Below are 17,600 nucleotides of genomic sequence, written 5' to 3' on the forward strand. Positions count from 1 at the left end.
CCTGACCGCAGTCTTTCGACCTGCTCCTGCGCCCGATAGCTGGCGGGCCCATTAACTTCTTACTACACGCCCTGGTGGAGCGTCTTCAGGGCTCTTGTCCATTCCATGGAAAAAACCATGCTCGAACAACTTCGCATCCTGTTGGTGGAGGATCACCCCTTTCAATTGCTGGCCACCCAATGCCTGCTACGAAACTATGGCTACCACGACCTGGCACTGGCCGAGAATGCAGAACAGGCAATGCGGCTGATGACACAAACCGACGTGCCATTCGATATTCTGCTCTGTGATCAATGTTTGCCCGACTTGCCCGGGCTGGAGTTGATTGAAATTGCCAACCGCAGAGGCTTTATAAGGTCCGCGATATTGCTCAGCGGCCTGCCCGTCAATGAACTGGAACACCTGATGTCCCAGGCATCCCGACGCAACTTTGCATTACTTGGCTATTTGTCGAAGCCGTTAAGCCACCTTGAGCTGAATGAACTCATACGCCAATCACGCCTTACTCGCTCAACAGAAAAGTAGGAAGTTAAACACCCGGGCAATCCGAAAACGCCTCTTTATAACGCTGCCCTCTCACGACCAGTTACTTTTAAATTCCACCCACGCAAAACTCTTACACCCAAACAACAAACACCTCACAGAGCGTAATCCCTTGCTTTTTTTGATGTAGGATTATTCTTGTTTTACGTTTGTTCCACATCAAGTTCATCCTCCTTCATTGCCATGTGAGCTAATGTGCCGACTTTATTTGCGCCTGTATGGAATTTGATCATGAACTCAGTTTTTATTATTGACGACCACCCCGTCATCCGACTTGCCATTCGGATGTTGTTAGAACACGAAGGCTATAAAGTAGTGGGAGAAGCCGATAACGGTTGTGATGCGATACAAATGGTCAAGGAGTGTCAGCCTGACCTGATTATCCTTGATATCGGCATTCCGAAACTCGATGGCCTGGAAGTGCTGTGCCGGTTCAACGCAATGAGTACGCCGACCAAGACGTTGATACTCACCGCCCAGACCCCCAAGCTCTTTGCTACCCGGTGCATGCGCTCCGGTGCCGATGGCTATGTGTGCAAGGAAGGTGACTTGAGCGAACTGCTCAGTGCCATCAGGGCGGTCTTGTCAGGTTACAACTACTTCCCGAGCCAGGCCCTTAACGGCAGCACTAACGAAACGGATAACAATGAAGAGCTTGAACTTTTCAAAGTCGTCAACGATCGTGAACTCATGGTATTACAACTTTTTGCCCAAGGCCGGACAAACAAGGAAATCGCCAAGGGCATGTTTCTCAGCAACAAAACCGTCAGCACTTACAAAAAAAGGCTCATGCAAAAACTGAAAGCCAAATCCTTGGTAGAACTTATCGAGATGGCAAAACGTAACGCGCTAGTGTGAGAAATCGGATGCCCAGGCGATTAAAGGACTATCTAATCATATTGAGTATCGGGGTGTGCCTCAGCACTTCCGTGCCTGCCGAACAAACTGTTCCCGAGCAATATGCCCTGCTGGGGCGTGCCGGTGCCGTTCAACTGGACACCCCCCTGAACAAGACACAGCGCCAGTGGCTGCAGAACAAACGGGAACTGATACTGGGCACCTCTGCACCCGACTATCCGCCCTTCGACATCACCTCCAGCGGGCGTGATTATGAAGGGCTGACTGCCGATTACGCCGGGCTGCTGGCCAGGACACTGGCGATACCGCTCACCGTGTTGCGCTACTCCTCCCGTGAAGCCGCGATCCAGGCGCTGGCAAACGGCGAAATCGATTTTCTGGGGTCTGCCAACGGTTTTGAAGCGGCGAATCCCGACATCGTCCTGTCACTGCCCTACGCAGTGGATCAGCCGGTACTGGTGACCCGTGAAGGTGAGAACCGCGACCTTGGCGACGGCCTGGCCGGTCTGCGCCTGAGTCTTGTCTACCATTACCTGCCCATGGACGAAGTGCAGGCGCTGTACCCCAAGGCGACCATCCACGCCTACCCGTCCTATCAAAATGCCTTGAATGCCGTGGCATTCGACCAGGCTGACGTATTCCTGGGCGACACCATTTCCACTCACTACATGATCAACAAGGGCTACCTGAAAAATATCCGCATGGCCAACTTCGGCAAGCACGAGGCCCACGGGTTCAGCTTCGCCTTGCGCAAGGATCAACCCATTCTCCTGAGTATCATCGACTCAGTGCTCGATGGCGTATCAACCTATGAACGTGACAGCATCGCCAAGCGCTGGAGTGCGGGCAGCGACATTCTGCTGACCGACCGCAAGCTGCAACTGAGCCTGCGCGAAGAGCGCTGGCTCAAGGACAACCCCGTGGTGAAGGTGGTGGTCAATGAAACCCTCGCCCCCCTGACGTTCTTTGATACCGACGGCAAGTTCCGGGGCGTCACCGCCGACGTGCTGGAGCTGATCCGCCTGCGAACCGGCCTGCGCTTCGAGATTCAACACGTGCGTGACGTCGCCAACATGATGCAACTGGTGCAGACCGGCGCAGCCGACATCATCGGCGCAATTACCCCCAGTACCGGGCGCGAGTCCCAGTTGAACTTCAGCCGCCCCTACCTGGAAAACTCCTACGTATTACTGACCCGTAAAGAGCCGGGCGCGCCCACAAGCCTTCAAGAACTGGCCGGCAAGCGCCTGGCGATTACCCAGGGCAATCAGCTGGAAAAATTCCTGCAGCAGGCATTTGCCCAGATAAACCTGGTGGAAACCGGGGATACCTTCAAGGCATCGGAATTGCTGGCACAGGGGCAAGTCGACGGCGCAGTGAACCCTTTGGTGATCGCCAACTACCTGCTTTCTTCTCCGGCATTCCAGGACAAACTGCAGATCAGTTCCAGCATCGGCACGTTGCCTGCGACGTTTGCCCTGGCGACGTCCCGGCACGCCACGGAGCTGAGTTCGATCCTGGACAAGGCACTGCTGAGTATCGCCCCGGATGAGATGGCGGCGATCAACAGCCGCTGGCGCGGCTACAACGCAGCGTCCGATGGCTACTGGCGCAATTACCATCGCCTGATTGCCCAGATCATCATCGGCACCGAGCTGCTGCTGTTGATTTCCCTGGCCTGGAACGGCTACCTGCAGCGCCAGATCAAGCACCGAAAACTGGCCGAGCGCGCCCTTAACGACCAGTTCGAGTTCATGCGGGCGCTGGTCAATGAAACGCCCCATCCGATCTACGTACGCGACCACAACGGCTATCTGCAGACCTGCAACGACAGCTACCTGCAGACGTTCGACATCAAGCGTGAAGACGTCATCGGCAAAAGCATCACGCAGATGAGCATGGCCCTTGAGACGGAGGCGGCGCAGTACCATGCCGACTACCAGCGGGTAGTGGCCGAGGGTAAACCGTTGATCCTTGATCGCACCCTGCACGTGCACGGGAAAAAACTCACGATCTACCACTGGATCCTCCCCTACCGCGACTCCGTGGGCGAGGTCCAGGGCATCATTGGCGGCTGGATCGATATCAGCGAACGGCGCCAGTTGTTCGACGAACTGCGCGCCGCCAAGGAACGCGCCGACGAGGCCAATCGCGCGAAAAGTACGTTCCTGGCCACCATGAGCCACGAAATCCGCACGCCGATGAACGCCGTCATTGGCATGCTGGAATTGACACTCAAGCGCGCCGATCAGGGACATCTCGATCGCCCTGCGATCGAGGTCGCCTACAACTCGGCCAAGGACCTGCTGGAGTTGATCGGCGACATTCTGGACATTGCACGTATCGAGTCCGGTCGATTGAGCCTGGCCCCGGAGCGGGTCAACCTGCGCGAAGTCATCGAGTCGGTGGTCCGCGTGTTCGATGGCCTGGCGCGCCAGAAAACCCTGAGCCTGGTGCTGGAGTTCACCCCCGATGTCGAGGATACCGACGTACTGATCGACCCTCTGCGGTTCAAGCAGGTGCTCTCGAACCTGGTGAGCAATGCGATCAAGTTCACTGAACGCGGGCAGGTGAAGATCAAGGTGCAGCTGAAGGCGACCGGGCAACCTCAACAGATCGAGATGAAACTGGTAGTGGAGGACACCGGCATCGGGATCAATCGCGAAGACCAGCTACGCCTGTTCGAGCCGTTCGCCCAGGCAGACAACTCCGGGCACCTGGCCAGGAGCGGCGCCGGCCTGGGCCTGGTGATCTGTCGCAGCCTGTGCGCCATGATGGGCGGGCAATTGAGCCTGAGCAGCGTGCCCATGGTAGGCACCCAGGTCCACGTCAGCCTGAAGATGACCAGCCTGCCGCCGGTCAAGGCCGTAGACAAGCTCGAACCGGCCGCGGCCACGCCGGCGCCAGTGCTCAACGTGCTGGTGGTGGATGACCATCCGGCCAACCGCTTGCTGATGTGCCAGCAACTGGGTTTCCTGGGGCATCAGTTCACCGCGGCCCATCATGGTGCTGCGGGGTTCCAGGCCTGGCGCCAGGAACACTTCGACCTGGTCATTGCCGACTGCAATATGCCGATCATGAACGGCTACGAATTGAGTCACTCCATTCGCGAGTATGAGGAGCGCGAGCAGAAAACCCCGTGCGTGATACTCGGCTTCACCGCCAACGCGCAGCCCGAGGAGAAACAACGCTGCTTCGACGCCGGCATGAATGACTGCCTGTTCAAACCCATCAGTCTTACTGCGCTGGAACAGCACCTGGCGCAGGTCGATCCGCTGCCCACCCGCAACGTGTTTACCCTGCAAAGCCTGGACGCGATGACGGGCGGTGACCCACAGTTGAGCCGGCGTTTGCTCGAGGAGTTGCTCAGCAGCAGCCGGAATGATCGGGTCGAGCTGATGGCCATGCTGGCACGGCAAGCCGCGCCCGGCGACCTGATCGACCAGGCCCACAAGATCAAGGGCGCCGCCCGGATCATCCAGGCCGATACCTTGTCCGGACAATGCGAAGCGTTGGAGCAGGCGTGTGGCGAACGCGAGACACCACACGTTATCGAGGCGGGCATCAAGGCAATAGAGAAATCCATGCTTGAGCTGGAAAGGATGCTGCAGATGCAACTGGACGTGCTGGACTGTCGATAGTCTGCAGGAGCGAGCTTGCTCGCTCCTGCAGGAGACTCACCCCATCAACAATCGGTCAACCGCAGGAAAATCGCCGCCAACTGCTCGATGCCGGCCTGATCCTGCGGGGTAAACCGCGACAGCGATGGGCTGTCCAAATCCAGCACACCAATCAAGCGCCCGTCCTTGACCAACGGGACGACCAACTCGCTGTTGGACGCACTGTCACAGGCGATATGCCCCGGGAATGCATGCACGTCTTCCACCCGCTGGGTTTGCCGCGAGGCCGCTGCCGCGCCGCACACACCGCGACCGAACGGAATGCGCACACAGGCGATCTGCCCCTGGAACGGCCCGAGCACCAGCTCTTCATTGCGGTTGAGGTAGAAGCCTGCCCAGTTCAAATCATCCAGCTGGTTGAACAGGAACGCAGAAAACTGCGCGGCATTGGCAATGAAATCCCGCTCATCCGCCAACAGCGATTCCAGCTGCGCATGCAGCATGGCGTAGCCATCAAGGCCGGTTCCAGCCTGTTGCAAATCAATCATGGTTGACGCTCCAACAACTTGAGGCCCACCCAGTAGCGGGCGAACTGATAGGCACAACGGCCGTTGCGATTACCGCGCCCGGTGGCCCAGCGCACGGCGAGGATGTCCAACTCTTCATCGCGTTGCCACTGCAGACCGGCCTTGCTCGCCAACTCACCGATCCAGTGCTCGACCACATCCAGGAAGTGCTCCTGATTGAACGGGTAAAACGACAGCCACAAACCGAAACGGTCAGACAGGGCAATCTTGTCCTCCACCGCTTCGTTGGGATGCAGCTCGCCGTCTATGGTCTTCCAGTTCTCGTTATCGCTCTGGTTCTCGGGCACCAGGTGACGACGATTGGAGGTGGCATACAACAGGACGTTTTCCGGCGCCTGCTCCAGGGAGCCGTCGAGTACGCTCTTGAGCACACGATAATCGCTCTCGCCGGCTTCGAAAGACAGGTCATCGCAGAACAACACAAAGCGTTGTGGCAATTTGATCAGTTGCTCGACCACCCGCGGCAGGTCCGCCAGGTGATCGCGCTCGATCTCGATCAGGCGCAGCCCGGCCTTGGCGTGCTGGGCCAGCAAGGCGCGCACCATGGACGATTTACCGGTGCCGCGCGAGCCCCAGAGCAGCGCATGGTTGGCCGGCAGGCCGTCGAGAAACTGTTGGGTGTTACGGGCCAATTGTTCGCGCTGTTTATCCACGCCGATCAGGTCGGACAGGCGCATATCCAGGCTGACTTCCAGTGGCAATAAAAAGCCGCTGCGACCTTCGCGCTGCCAACGGGCAGCCAGGCAATGGTTCCAGTCAACGGCTTCACGCGGGGCAGGCAACAAGGGCTCCAGGCGAGCCAGTACCGCGTCGGCACGCTCAAGAAAGGCATTCAATCGAGAATCCACGACTATTCCTCTGGCAAGTTCTTGTAAAAGATGGCGTATTGGCAACCCTGAGGCAGACCGTGCAGGGCTGCACCGAATAAAATCGATTCGTGCCGGGCAAGTTTGAGCCTGTGGATGTTCAGCTATGCTTGCCGGGCGAAAGGAAACGTAAAGTGGTACAGCACCCGATGGATATCAAGTTCGCCCACCGCTTGTCTTATAAACAAGCCAGACTGACAGTGCTGGTCGGATTCGTCTTGGGAACCTTGCTCAGCCTGATACAGATTGGGATTGATTATGCCAGCGAAGACGCTTCCATCAACCGGGAAATACGTGCGCTGATTGAAATCAGCCATAACCCGGCTTCGCGCATCGCCTACAACATCGACGCCGAGCTGGCCCAGGAACTGACGCTGGGCCTGCTGCACTCCCCCGCCATCACCCATGCACAACTGGTCGACAACAACGGTTTGGTCCTGGCCGATGTCCATCGTCCGCGCAAGGAAAGCACCTACCGGCCCATCAGCGACTTCCTGTTTGGCGCCAACCGCCAATTCGAAGACCGGCTGTACCTCACCCACATGCCCAATGATTCCCTCGGTGTACTGCGTCTTGACGTAGACACCTACGCGTTCGGCAGCCGCTTCCTGCACCGCGCCGAGATCACCCTGCTCAACGGCTTCGCCCGCAGCCTGATCCTCACCGGCATTCTGTTGGCGCTTTTCTACGTGATGCTGACCAAGCCGCTGGTGCGCATTATCCGCGAGCTGAGCTCACGCAAGCACGAGCGCCTGGACTGCCCGCCGGGGCACGAGCACGACGAGATCGGCGTACTGGTCAACGTCGCCAACCAACAGTTTGAAAACATGGAGACTGAAATCCAGCAACGCCGGCATGCTGAAAATCGCCTGACCGAATACCTCGGCCAACTGGAAGACATCGTCTCCGCCCGCACCACCGAGCTCAAGGCGATCAATCATCGGTTGACGCTGTCGAACGACGAGCTGGAAGCGGCGAAGATGACGGCCCTGGGCATGGCCCAGGCACGGGCGGCGTTCCTGGCCAACATGAGCCATGAAATCCGTACACCGCTGAACGGCCTGCTGGGGATGATCGCCCTCTCCCTCGACAGCCCGCTGAACGCCGAGCAACGCCAGCAACTGTCGATCGCCCATGACTCCGGCAAAGTACTGGTGGAGCTACTCAACGATATCCTCGACCTGTCGAAGTTCGACGCCGGCCAACTGGAACTGGAAAGCATCCCGTTCGACCTCGGTTCACTGGTGGAAGACACCGCCAACCTGCTCTCGCAAAACGCCGCGCCCAGCGTGGAGCTGACGTGCCTGATCGACCCGCAGTTTCCCGCCCAGGTGCTGGGCGACCCGACGCGGGTACGGCAGATTGTCAGCAATTTGCTGTCCAACGCCCTGAAGTTCACACGTTTCGGCCGGGTGGATGTACGCCTCAGTGCCCAGGCCGGCCGGGTCAGGATCGAGGTGTGCGACACCGGTATCGGGATCGCCCAGGATGCCCAGGTCAAGATTTTCCAGCCGTTCACCCAAGCCGGTGCGGGCATCACCCGCCAGTTCGGCGGGACAGGCCTGGGCCTGGCGCTGACCCACAACCTGTGCGAAGCCATGAAGGGCCGCCTGAGCATCAGCTCGGAAGCTGGCTTTGGCAGCCAGTTCTGTGCCGACCTGCCCTTGCCGACCCACTTGCCGGCGGTGCGCCTGGCGCCTTTGGCTGGAGATGTAATCGCCATCACCAGCACCAGCAGCGGGCTGGCAGAACTCCTCACCAGCCTGCTGCCGAGTTGGGGCCTGGCTCCGCGCTGTTATTCCATCGACGATGACTTGAGCGGGCAGAATCCCGACCTGCTGATCACCGACTGCCCCGAATGCCTGTTCCGCCTGCGCCCGATGATCACCGCCCCGATCCTGGTGGTAACCGCCTACGGCAACTTCATGCCCAGCGAAGAAGTCGCGGCCCTGGCCCCCTTGCAGCAACAGGCCCGCCCCCTGAGCCGCACCGCGCTGTACCAGGTCCTGCAACGCAACTTGCGCACCGATCCGGACCTGGTCCTGGACCTGATCCAGCTGGAAACCGGCCCCCTCGCCCACCGGGCGCGCATCCTGCTGGTGGAGGACAACCCGGTCAATCAACTGGTGGCCAAGGGCATGCTCGGCAAGCTCGGGTGCGAGGTGATCGTCGCCGCCCACGGTGGTGAAGCCCTCAAGCTGCTGGAAGAGCAAGGCTTCGACATGGTGTTGATGGACTGCAATATGCCGGTGATGGATGGCTATGAGGCCAGTCGGCAGATCCGCCGCAGCGGGCGCTGGCCGGACTTGCCGATCGTCGCCTTGACGGCCAATGCCATGTCCGAGGAACGCGAGCGCTGCCGGGCTGCGGGCATGAACGATTACCTGGCAAAGCCGTTTCGCCGGGAAGAACTCAAGGCCTTGCTCGATCTGTGGGTGCCGACTACGACAAGTCTTTGATCTGGCGCAACAGCTGATCCAGACCGTCACGCAAGGCATCGGCCTGGTTCAGGTCAACGCCGCTGTCACACAACAGGCGGGCCTTCAGCGGCTGCACCCGGTCGCGCAGGTGCCGGCCTTCATCGGTCAGGCTCAGGTGCACTTCACGCTCATCCAGCGCACTGCGCTGACGCCGCACCAGGGTAAGCTGCTCCAGGCGCTTGAGCAGTGGCGTCAGCGTGCCGGAATCCAGCAGCAGGCGCTCGCCCAGGGCCTTGACCGTAGGCTGCGACACCACTGCAGCCTGCCATTCCCACAGCACCAGCATCACCAGGTATTGCGGATAGGTCAGGCCCAACTGATCGAGCATCGGCTTGTAGGCCCGGGTGACTGCGCGGGAGGCGGCGTAGAGCTTGAAGCACAGTTGGTCGTCGAGGGCCAGGGACAGGTCGGTCATTTGAGCAGGGCTTCGATCTCTTGGGTCAGGTCCTGGGGCTTGGTGGTCGGGGCGAAGCGCTTGACCACCTGGCCGTCGCGACCGATCAGGAACTTGGTGAAGTTCCACTTGATGCCCTTGGAGCCCAGCAATCCCGGGGCCTGCTTTTTAAGCTGTACGAACAATGGGTGGGCATCGCTGCCGTTGACGTCAATCTTCTTGAACAGCGGGAAACTGACACCAAAGTTCAGCTCGCAAAACTCCGAAATGGCGCCTTCGTTGCCCGGCTCCTGCTTGCCGAACTGGTTGCAGGGAAAGCCCAATACCACCAGGCCCTGGTCCTTGTAATGCTGCCAGAGTTCTTCAAGCCCCTTGTATTGCGGGGTGAAGCCGCACTTGCTGGCAGTGTTGACCACCAGAATCGCCTTGCCGGCGAAATCGGCCAAGGTCTTTTGCTCACCCTTGATGGTGGTGCAAGGGATGCTCAGCAGGTTGTCGCTCATGGCAGTGCCTCTACAAAGATAAGAAGGACTGAACGATAGTAGGCAATTCAATTGTGTGCAATTTAATTGGCGGGACTTATGCCTTGATATAACGGCTCCTGCGGGCACGAAGCCCGCAGGAGCCTGACGGCTCAGCGCGGTACCAGGTCCAGGCACACCGAGTTGATGCAGTAACGCAAACCGGTCGGTGGCGGTCCGTCCGGGAACACGTGGCCCAGGTGCGCATCGCACTTGGCGCAGGTGACTTCGGTGCGGATCATGCCGTGGCTGACGTCCCGGATCTCGACCATGGCCTGCTTGGCGATCGGCTCGTAGAAGCTGGGCCAGCCGCAGCCGGAGTCAAACTTGGCCCTGGAATCGAACAGCGGCTCATTGCAGCAGATGCAGTGGTAGACGCCGTCGGTCTTGGTGCCGTTGTACTTGCCGCTGAACGGTCGCTCGGTGCCTTTGAGGCGGCACACGTTGTACTGCTCCGGGTCGAGCATGGCTTTCCATTCTTCAACGGTTTTCTGCAACTTTTCCATCGGTACACCTCGGCAACTGAAAAAGCCTGATCTGTGTCTTTTCCATGGATCAGGCGGCACGTATGATTGCGCCTCTTCAAAGCGCCAGTCTGGCACCCGCGTTACCGGCATTCAAACGTATTTATGGGTCAGGCCAACGCAGGATTCTCAGCACGGTAGTCTTCACACCGTCTGGATCGTTCATTTTCAGGATCACATCGCCATGCAGGTCAGCAAATCGAACAAGCTCGCCAACGTCTGCTACGACATTCGCGGCCCGGTGCTCAAGCACGCCAAACGCCTGGAAGAGGAAGGCCATCGCATCCTCAAGCTGAACATTGGCAACCCGGCACCCTTTGGTTTCGAAGCGCCGGACGAAATCCTCCAGGACGTGATCCGCAACCTGCCTACCGCCCAGGGCTACAGCGACTCCAAAGGCCTGTTCAGCGCGCGCAAGGCCGTCATGCAGTACTACCAGCAGAAGCAGGTTGAAGGTGTCGGCATCGAAGACATCTACCTGGGCAACGGCGTGTCCGAGCTGATCGTCATGTCCATGCAGGCCCTGCTCAACAACGGCGACGAAGTACTCGTTCCGGCTCCCGACTACCCGCTGTGGACCGCCGCCGTAACCCTGGCCGGTGGCCATCCGGTGCATTACCTGTGTGATGAAGGCGCCGACTGGTTCCCGGACCTGGCCGACATCAAGGCCAAGATCACCCCGAACACCAAGGCCCTGGTGATCATCAACCCGAACAACCCCACCGGCGCCGTCTACTCCAGGGAAGTGTTGCTGGGCATGCTCGAACTCGCGCGCCAGCACAACCTGGTGGTGTTTTCCGATGAGATCTACGACAAGATCCTCTACGACGACGCCGTGCACATCTGCACCGCCTCCCTGGCGCCGGACCTGTTGTGCCTGACCTTCAACGGGCTGTCTAAATCCTACCGGGTGGCGGGCTTCCGTTCCGGCTGGATCGCCATTTCCGGCCCCAAGCACAATGCCCAGAGCTACATCGAGGGCATCGACATGCTGGCCAACATGCGCCTGTGTGCCAACGTGCCGAGCCAGCACGCCATCCAGACCGCACTGGGCGGCTACCAGAGCATCAACGACCTGGTGCTGCCACAAGGCCGCCTGCTGGAGCAGCGCAACCGCACCTGGGAACTGCTGAACGCGATTCCCGGCGTCAGTTGCGTCAAGCCGATGGGGGCGCTGTATGCGTTCCCGCGGATCGACCCGAAAGTGTGCCCGATCCTCAACGACGAGAAGTTCGTGCTCGACCTGCTGCTGTCGGAAAAGCTGCTGGTGGTCCAGGGTACGGCGTTCAACTGGCCGTGGCCGGATCACTTCCGGGTGGTCACCCTGCCGCGGGTGGATGACCTGGAGATGGCCATCGGTCGCATCGGCAACTTCCTGAAGTCCTATCGCCAGTAATGGGCATTGCGCTGTGCGGCCCACCCGTGGTCGTACAGCGATTATCTGGCAACACTTCTCTGCCCTGCGCGGGCGGTATCGCCTTTTACACCTGCCGGCTCCACCCTTGCTCGGGCATCACCCTATAATTACAGGGCTGCAAGGTAATGGGGCGAGGCTGCCGAGCCACACCAGGCCTCGGAAATTCCCTTCAAGGCTCTACATTCAGGCTGTAGGACACAGTTTGAAATAGTCCCCCGGTTGAATAGCCCCATGCCGCACCTTATATACCCCGCAGTACGCGACATATTAAGCATGAGGAGAATTCTACAACCATGATGCGCATTCTGCTGTTCTTGGCCACTAACCTGGCGGTCGTGCTGATTGCCAGCATCACGCTGAGCCTTTTCGGCTTCAATGGGATCATGGCGGCCAACGGGGTTGATCTGAACCTCAATCAGCTGCTGATCTTCTGTGCGGTCTTTGGTTTTGCCGGGTCGATTTTCTCGCTGTTCATCTCCAAGTGGATGGCGAAGATGAGCACCAGCACCCAGATCATTACCCAGCCACGCACCCGTCATGAGCAATGGCTGCTGCAGACCGTCGAGCAACTGTCCCGCGAAGCCGGGATCAAGATGCCTGAAGTCGGGATCTTCCCGGCCTATGAAGCAAACGCCTTTGCTACCGGCTGGAACAAGAACGACGCCCTTGTGGCCGTCAGCCAGGGCTTGCTGGAGCGGTTCTCGCCCGACGAAATCAAGGCGGTGCTGGCCCACGAGATCGGCCACGTGGCCAACGGTGACATGGTCACCCTGGCGCTGGTCCAGGGCGTGGTGAACACCTTCGTGATGTTCTTCGCGCGGATCATCGGCAACTTCGTCGACAAGGTGATCTTCAAGAACGAACAGGGCCAGGGCATGGCCTACTACGTGGCGACCATCTTCGCCGAACTGGTACTGGGCTTCCTCGCCAGCTCGATCGTGATGTGGTTCTCGCGCAAACGGGAATTCCGCGCAGACGAAGCCGGCGCACGCCTGGCCGGTACCGGCGCGATGATCAGCGCCTTGCAGCACCTGCGCTCCGAACAGGGCTTGCCGGTGCACATGCCGAACACCCTGACCGCCTTTGGCATCAACGGTGGCATCAAGCAGGGCATGGCTCGCCTGTTCATGAGCCACCCGCCACTGGAAGAGCGAATTGACGCACTGCGTCGTCGCGGCTGACAGCGACAAGAAGAAGGGGCGATTCAATCGCCCCTTTTTTGTGGGCGCTCTTCAGCGCCTGGCCAACCGGTACACCCGCTCGTCCAGGCGCGTGACGCCGTCCTGAACAAACTTCCAGCTGTCCCCCAGGATGTCCTGCTCCTGCAGCACATCCAGGCTCCACCGGCCGCCCAGGAGCAATTGCACTTCCTCATCGCTCACCGCGAACGGCGGGCCGGCCTTCTGCGATTGTTCATAGTCGAGGGTGATCAACAGGCCACGACTGCCTCCCGCCAGAATCCCATTCAAGTGCGCCGCATACTGCTCGCGCATCAACGGTGGCAGGGCAATCAGCGCCGCCCGGTCGTAAAGCGCTGTGCAACCAACCACGGCCCCGGCATCCAGGGCGAAGAAATCCCCGCACCACAGCTCGATGAAACCCGCCTGGAAGACTTTGAAAACACCGCGCTGGCTGACCTGCGGCATCAGCTCCTGCTCGCTGAAAAACTCTTCAACGGCCTTTTCCGACAACTCGACCCCGATCACCCGATGCCCGACGCTCGCCAGCCACACCAGGTCCAGGCTCTTGCCGCACAACGGCACCAGCACCTGCGCCCCGTTCGCCACGCCCAGGCCGGGCCAGTGACGCAGCAGGTAAGGATTCACTTCGGGCAAGTGGAAACCCGTCTGATTGCGCGCCCAACGCTCATGCCAAAATCCAGGTTCCATGATTCACCCTAAAACTTGATCAAATAGCGCTAAAACTTATATTAGATTTAGATCAATGATCTGATTGAAGATGGTCCCATCTTAACCCTCAGGACCCTACTCATGCTGCCCAGCCTGTTTATCTCCCACGGTTCGCCCATGCTTGCCCTGCAACCCGGTGCCAGTGGCCCGGCACTCAAGCGCCTGGCAGCCGAGCTGCCACGCCCCAAGGCCATTGTGGTGGTCTCGGCGCACTGGGAAAGCCAGGGGCTGCTCGTGACTGGCAGCGCCGCACCAGAGACCTGGCACGATTTTGGCGGCTTCCCACGGGAACTGTTCGCGGTGCAGTACCCGGCCCCCGGTGACCCGCAGTTGGCCGCCCAAATCGTGCAGTTGCTCAAGGCTGACGGCCTGGAAGCGCGCATTGATGATCAGCGCCCCTTCGACCACGGCACCTGGGTGCCCCTGTCGCTGATGTACCCGGCGGCCGATATCCCGGTGGTGCAGGTATCGCTGCCAAGCCGCATGGGCCCTGCCCTGCAAACCCGTGTCGGCCACGCACTGGCGAGCCTGCGGGAACAGGGCGTGCTGCTGATCGGCTCCGGCAGCATTACCCACAACCTCGGCGAACTGGACTGGCAGGCCGGGCCGGAGAGCATCGAGCCCTGGGCGCGGGATTTTCGCGATTGGATGGTCAGCAAACTGGCAGCCAACGATGAAGCCGCGCTGCACGACTATCGTCGCCAGGCACCTCATGCCGTGCGCAGCCACCCCAGCGACGAGCATTTGCTGCCACTGTATTTCGCCCGGGGCGCCGGCGGTGAATTCAGCGCAGCCCACCAAGGCTTCACCATGGGCGCGCTGGGCATGGACATCTACCGTTTCGCCTGATTGCAGGCAAAAAAAATCCCCGAACCAGTCGGGGATTTTTTATGTTCGATCAATCAGCCCGGGGGCGGATCAATCTTCGCGGTAGCGACGCAGCTTCAACTGCTTACCGGCAACGCGGGTGTCCTTCAGCTTGGTCAGGAGTTTCTCCAGACCATCTTCCGGCAGCTCCACCAGGGAGAAGCTGTCACGCACCTGGATGCGACCGATTGCTTCACGTGCCAGGCCACCCTCGTTGAGGATAGCGCCCAGCAGGTTCTTGGCAGCGATGCCATCACGCGCGCCCAGCGCAGTACGGCAGCGAGCACGGCCTTCAGCCAATGGAACCGGAGCACGACGCTCACGATCACCACGGTCCGGACGGTCGCCAGTACGCTCTGGACGATCACCGCGCGGAGCGTTGTTCGGCACCAGTGGACGTTCTTTCTCGATGGCAGCCAGGGTCAGGGCCTGACCGTTGGTAGCCTTGCGCAGCAGGGCTGCAGCCAGGGCACGCGGGGTGCAACCGATATCGGCAGTCAGGCGGTCCAGCAGATCGCCGTGGGTCGATTCAGCATCAGCCACCAGTGGCGACAGGCTGTTGGTCAGTTTCTTGATGCGCGCATCGAGAACGGCCTGGGCATCCGGCAGGCGGACTTCGGCAACTTTCTGACCGGTTACACGCTCGATCACTTGCAGCATGCGGCGCTCACGTGGAGTCACCAGCAGCAATGCACGACCTTCGCGACCAGCACGGCCGGTACGGCCGATACGGTGAACGTAGGACTCTGGATCGTAAGGCATGTCAACGTTGAACACGTGGGTGATACGTGGAACGTCGAGGCCACGGGCAGCAACGTCGGTCGCCACAACGATGTCCAGACGGCCATCCTTGAGGGAGTCGATCACGCGCTCACGCTGGTTCTGGGCAATGTCACCGTTCAGCGCAGCGGCTTTGTAGCCTTTGGCTTCCAGGGCGCTGGCCAGGTCCAGGGTCGCTTGCTTGGTGCGCACGAACATGATCAGGGCGTCGAAGTCTTCGACTTCCAGCAGGCTCAATACAGCCGAGGTCTTCTGGTCAGCGTGAACCAACAGGTGAGCCTGTTCGATCGCGGTAACGGTCTGAGTCTTGGTCTGGATCTTCACGTGTTGCGGATCGCGCAGATGGCGTTCGGCAATGGCACGGATCGACTGTGGCAGGGTAGCCGAGAACAGTACGGTCTGACGGGTTGCTGGCAGTGCCTTGAAGATGACTTCCAGGTCGTCCATGAAGCCCAGCTTGAGCATTTCGTCAGCTTCGTCCAGAACCAGGTGGTTCACGGTCGACAGCACTTTTTCGTCGCGACGCAGGTGGTCGCACAGACGGCCCGGAGTGGCGACAACGATCTGTGCGCCGTTACGGATTGCTTTCAGTTGTGGGCCCATAGGCGCGCCGCCGTAAACGGCCACAACGGTAACGCCCGGCATTTGCTTGGCGTAGGTTTCGAAAGCAGTTGCTACTTGCAGCGCCAACTCACGGGTTGGCGCCAGGATCAGGGCTTGCGGCTCGCGCTTGGCAGGATCGATGCAGTGCAGGATTGGCAGGGCGAACGCGGCGGTTTTACCGGTACCGGTTTGCGCTTGGCCAATCATGTCTTGGCCGGCCATGATGATCGGGATCGATTGCTGCTGAATAGCCGAAGGTTCTTCGTAGCCAGTCGCGATGACGGCAGCAAGAATGTTCGGGTTAAGATTAAAAGCGGCGAAGCCGCCGGTTTCCTGGGTCATGGGTCTGCCTCTAAGTGCATCCGCAAAGACCCATGCTCCAAAGCTGCGCATGCCGTGTTGAGACTCAAGAGTCGCCCTGGCTGCTTTGTCGGCGGGGATTTGCGAAAACGAATGAATGAAAAAGATTCGTCAAGGAAGAGTCCGCTGTGCGGACGTGCAGCCGAAGCTGACTTCGGGGAATTGCGCTACCTAAACGCGGCCCGGTTAAAGGCCGGCGCGCACTATACCGGAAATCGCTGAAAAAGGGAGCTTTTTTTATCGCAAACCGCAGGTAAACGCCTCTGCATCAAAGGCTTTGCGCATCCAGGCAGCAGGGTCTATTTTTCAAAGGCCCGGCCCTGTTGGTCATGACGCTTAAACGGTTCACCCTTAACAGCGGGCCCTTCGGTCCGAAACCTCCCTTTGCGCCCGAGGGCACACCCCATGAACCAAGCCACCAACAGCCGCGTCAGCCGTGAACAGCAGGGTCATATCCTGTTGCTGGGGCTGGATCGCGTGGCCAAGCGCAATGCGTTCGACCTGGAATTGCTCAATGATTTGAGCCTGGCGTATGGCGAATTTGATCGCAATGAGGAAGCGCGGGTAGCCATTGTCTTCGGGCATGGCGATCACTTTACCGCCGGATTGGACCTGGCCAATGTGGGGCCCACGATGGCACAAGGCTGGCAACCGCCGTTGGGTGGTTGTGATCCGTGGGGCGTTTTCGCGGGGCCCAGGGTCAGTAAGCCGGTGATTGTTGCGGCTCAGGGGTACTGCCTGACCATCGGTATCGAGTTGATGCTGGCGGCGGATATCAATCTGTGTGCCAGCAATACCCGGTTTGCGCAGATGGAAGTGCAGCGCGGGATTTTTCCTTTTGGGGGCGCGACATTGCGCTTTCATCAGATCGCGGGGTGGGGGAATGCCATGCGCTGGTTGCTCACGGGGGATGAGTTTGATGCCCACGAGGCGTTGCGATTGGGTTTGGTGCAGGAGGTGATGGCCAGCGAGGATTTGTTGCCTCGGGCGGTGGCGCTGGCAAACCGCATTGCCCAGCAGGCGCCGCTGGGGGTGCAGGCCACGCTGATGTCGGCGCGTCAGGCACGGATCGAGGGGGAGACCGCGGCGGCGGCCGGGTTGCCCGTTTTGGTGGAGAAACTGCTGAATAGTGAGGATGCCAAGGAAGGTGTACGGGCGATGGTCGAGAAGCGGCCTGGGGTTTTTAAAGGTTGTTGATTGTGGAGGGGGCTTGGGGCGGGGTACATATCCGTTATTTAGGTAACGGCCACTATTGGTTCCGCTCTTACAG

Annotated in this window: 15 protein-coding genes; 8 read left to right on the forward strand and 7 right to left on the reverse strand. The window is 59.7% G+C overall.

What is annotated here, in order from left to right; translation table 11 throughout:
* Positions 1-117 precede the first annotated feature (117 nt).
* The 3 genes from HX818_RS21375 (at position 118) to HX818_RS21385 (ending at position 5,042) form a co-directional block, all read left to right on the forward strand.
* Complete coding sequence (locus HX818_RS21375; RefSeq protein WP_177020701.1) at positions 118-525, forward strand: response regulator; 408 nt, start codon at positions 118-120, stop codon at positions 523-525.
* Positions 526-774: 249 nt separating this feature from the next.
* Positions 775-1,401 carry a response regulator transcription factor gene (locus HX818_RS21380; protein WP_003209072.1) on the forward strand — a complete coding sequence of 209 codons (627 nt, stop codon included), beginning with the start codon at positions 775-777 and terminating at the stop codon, positions 1,399-1,401.
* Between the two features lie 8 nt (positions 1,402-1,409).
* Complete coding sequence (locus HX818_RS21385) at positions 1,410-5,042, forward strand: transporter substrate-binding domain-containing protein (protein ID WP_177020702.1); 3,633 nt, start codon at positions 1,410-1,412, stop codon at positions 5,040-5,042.
* 44 nt (positions 5,043-5,086) lie between these two features.
* On the opposite strand, the gene HX818_RS21390 is transcribed toward HX818_RS21385, so the two are convergent.
* Positions 5,087-5,569, reverse strand: coding sequence for a GAF domain-containing protein (locus tag HX818_RS21390; protein ID WP_003209067.1), 483 nt, complete (start codon positions 5,567-5,569; stop codon positions 5,087-5,089).
* On the reverse strand, positions 5,566-6,456 hold the full coding sequence (locus HX818_RS21395) for an ATP-binding protein (RefSeq protein ID WP_003209065.1): 891 nt from the start codon (positions 6,454-6,456) through the stop codon (positions 5,566-5,568). The genes HX818_RS21390 and HX818_RS21395 overlap by 4 nt, the downstream gene beginning before the upstream one ends.
* A gap of 167 nt (positions 6,457-6,623) precedes the next feature.
* On the opposite strand from HX818_RS21395, the gene HX818_RS21400 reads away from it, so the two are divergent.
* Positions 6,624-8,933, forward strand: coding sequence for a response regulator (locus HX818_RS21400; protein ID WP_102606006.1), 2,310 nt, complete (start codon positions 6,624-6,626; stop codon positions 8,931-8,933).
* Here HX818_RS21400 and HX818_RS21405 read toward each other — a convergent pair.
* From HX818_RS21405 to msrB, 3 genes are all read right to left on the reverse strand, one after another.
* Positions 8,917-9,369, reverse strand: coding sequence for a MarR family winged helix-turn-helix transcriptional regulator (locus HX818_RS21405; RefSeq protein ID WP_134326006.1), 453 nt, complete (start codon positions 9,367-9,369; stop codon positions 8,917-8,919). The genes HX818_RS21400 and HX818_RS21405 overlap by 17 nt on opposite strands.
* The gene (locus tag HX818_RS21410; protein ID WP_003209061.1) at positions 9,366-9,851 is read right to left on the reverse strand and encodes a glutathione peroxidase; all 486 of its coding nucleotides are present in this window, start codon (positions 9,849-9,851) and stop codon (positions 9,366-9,368) included. Before HX818_RS21410 ends, HX818_RS21405 begins: the two co-directional genes overlap by 4 nt.
* A gap of 131 nt (positions 9,852-9,982) precedes the next feature.
* A complete protein-coding gene (gene msrB, locus HX818_RS21415) occupies positions 9,983-10,375 on the reverse strand; it encodes a peptide-methionine (R)-S-oxide reductase MsrB (protein ID WP_134326005.1) in 393 nt (130 codons plus the stop codon).
* 202 nt (positions 10,376-10,577) lie between these two features.
* On the opposite strand from msrB, the gene HX818_RS21420 reads away from it, so the two are divergent.
* Both HX818_RS21420 and htpX read left to right on the forward strand, forming a co-directional pair.
* A complete protein-coding gene (locus HX818_RS21420) occupies positions 10,578-11,789 on the forward strand; it encodes a pyridoxal phosphate-dependent aminotransferase (RefSeq protein ID WP_003209058.1) in 1,212 nt (403 codons plus the stop codon).
* Positions 11,790-12,103: 314 nt separating this feature from the next.
* Positions 12,104-12,991 (forward strand): protease HtpX, encoded by an 888-nt coding sequence (htpX, locus tag HX818_RS21425; RefSeq protein ID WP_003209055.1) that lies wholly within the window; start codon positions 12,104-12,106, stop codon positions 12,989-12,991.
* A gap of 51 nt (positions 12,992-13,042) precedes the next feature.
* Here htpX and HX818_RS21430 read toward each other — a convergent pair whose 3' ends face one another.
* The gene (locus tag HX818_RS21430; RefSeq protein ID WP_177020703.1) at positions 13,043-13,699 is read right to left on the reverse strand and encodes a thiopurine S-methyltransferase; all 657 of its coding nucleotides are present in this window, start codon (positions 13,697-13,699) and stop codon (positions 13,043-13,045) included.
* A 102-nt stretch (positions 13,700-13,801) separates the two neighbouring features.
* Between HX818_RS21430 and HX818_RS21435 the strand changes: the two genes are divergently transcribed.
* Entirely contained in the window at positions 13,802-14,569 is a 768-nt protein-coding gene (locus tag HX818_RS21435; RefSeq protein WP_102368447.1) for a class III extradiol ring-cleavage dioxygenase, read from the forward strand.
* Between the two features lie 69 nt (positions 14,570-14,638).
* Here the strand turns inward: HX818_RS21435 and HX818_RS21440 are convergent, their stop codons facing one another.
* A complete protein-coding gene (locus HX818_RS21440) occupies positions 14,639-16,312 on the reverse strand; it encodes a DEAD/DEAH box helicase (RefSeq protein WP_003209050.1) in 1,674 nt (557 codons plus the stop codon).
* A gap of 423 nt (positions 16,313-16,735) precedes the next feature.
* On the opposite strand from HX818_RS21440, the gene HX818_RS21445 reads away from it, so the two are divergent.
* The gene (locus tag HX818_RS21445; RefSeq protein ID WP_177020704.1) at positions 16,736-17,527 is read left to right on the forward strand and encodes a crotonase/enoyl-CoA hydratase family protein; all 792 of its coding nucleotides are present in this window, start codon (positions 16,736-16,738) and stop codon (positions 17,525-17,527) included.
* Positions 17,528-17,600 lie beyond the last annotated feature (73 nt).

This window comes from Pseudomonas sp. F9001, from assembly GCF_013385435.1.
Lineage (GTDB): Bacteria > Pseudomonadota > Gammaproteobacteria > Pseudomonadales > Pseudomonadaceae > Aquipseudomonas.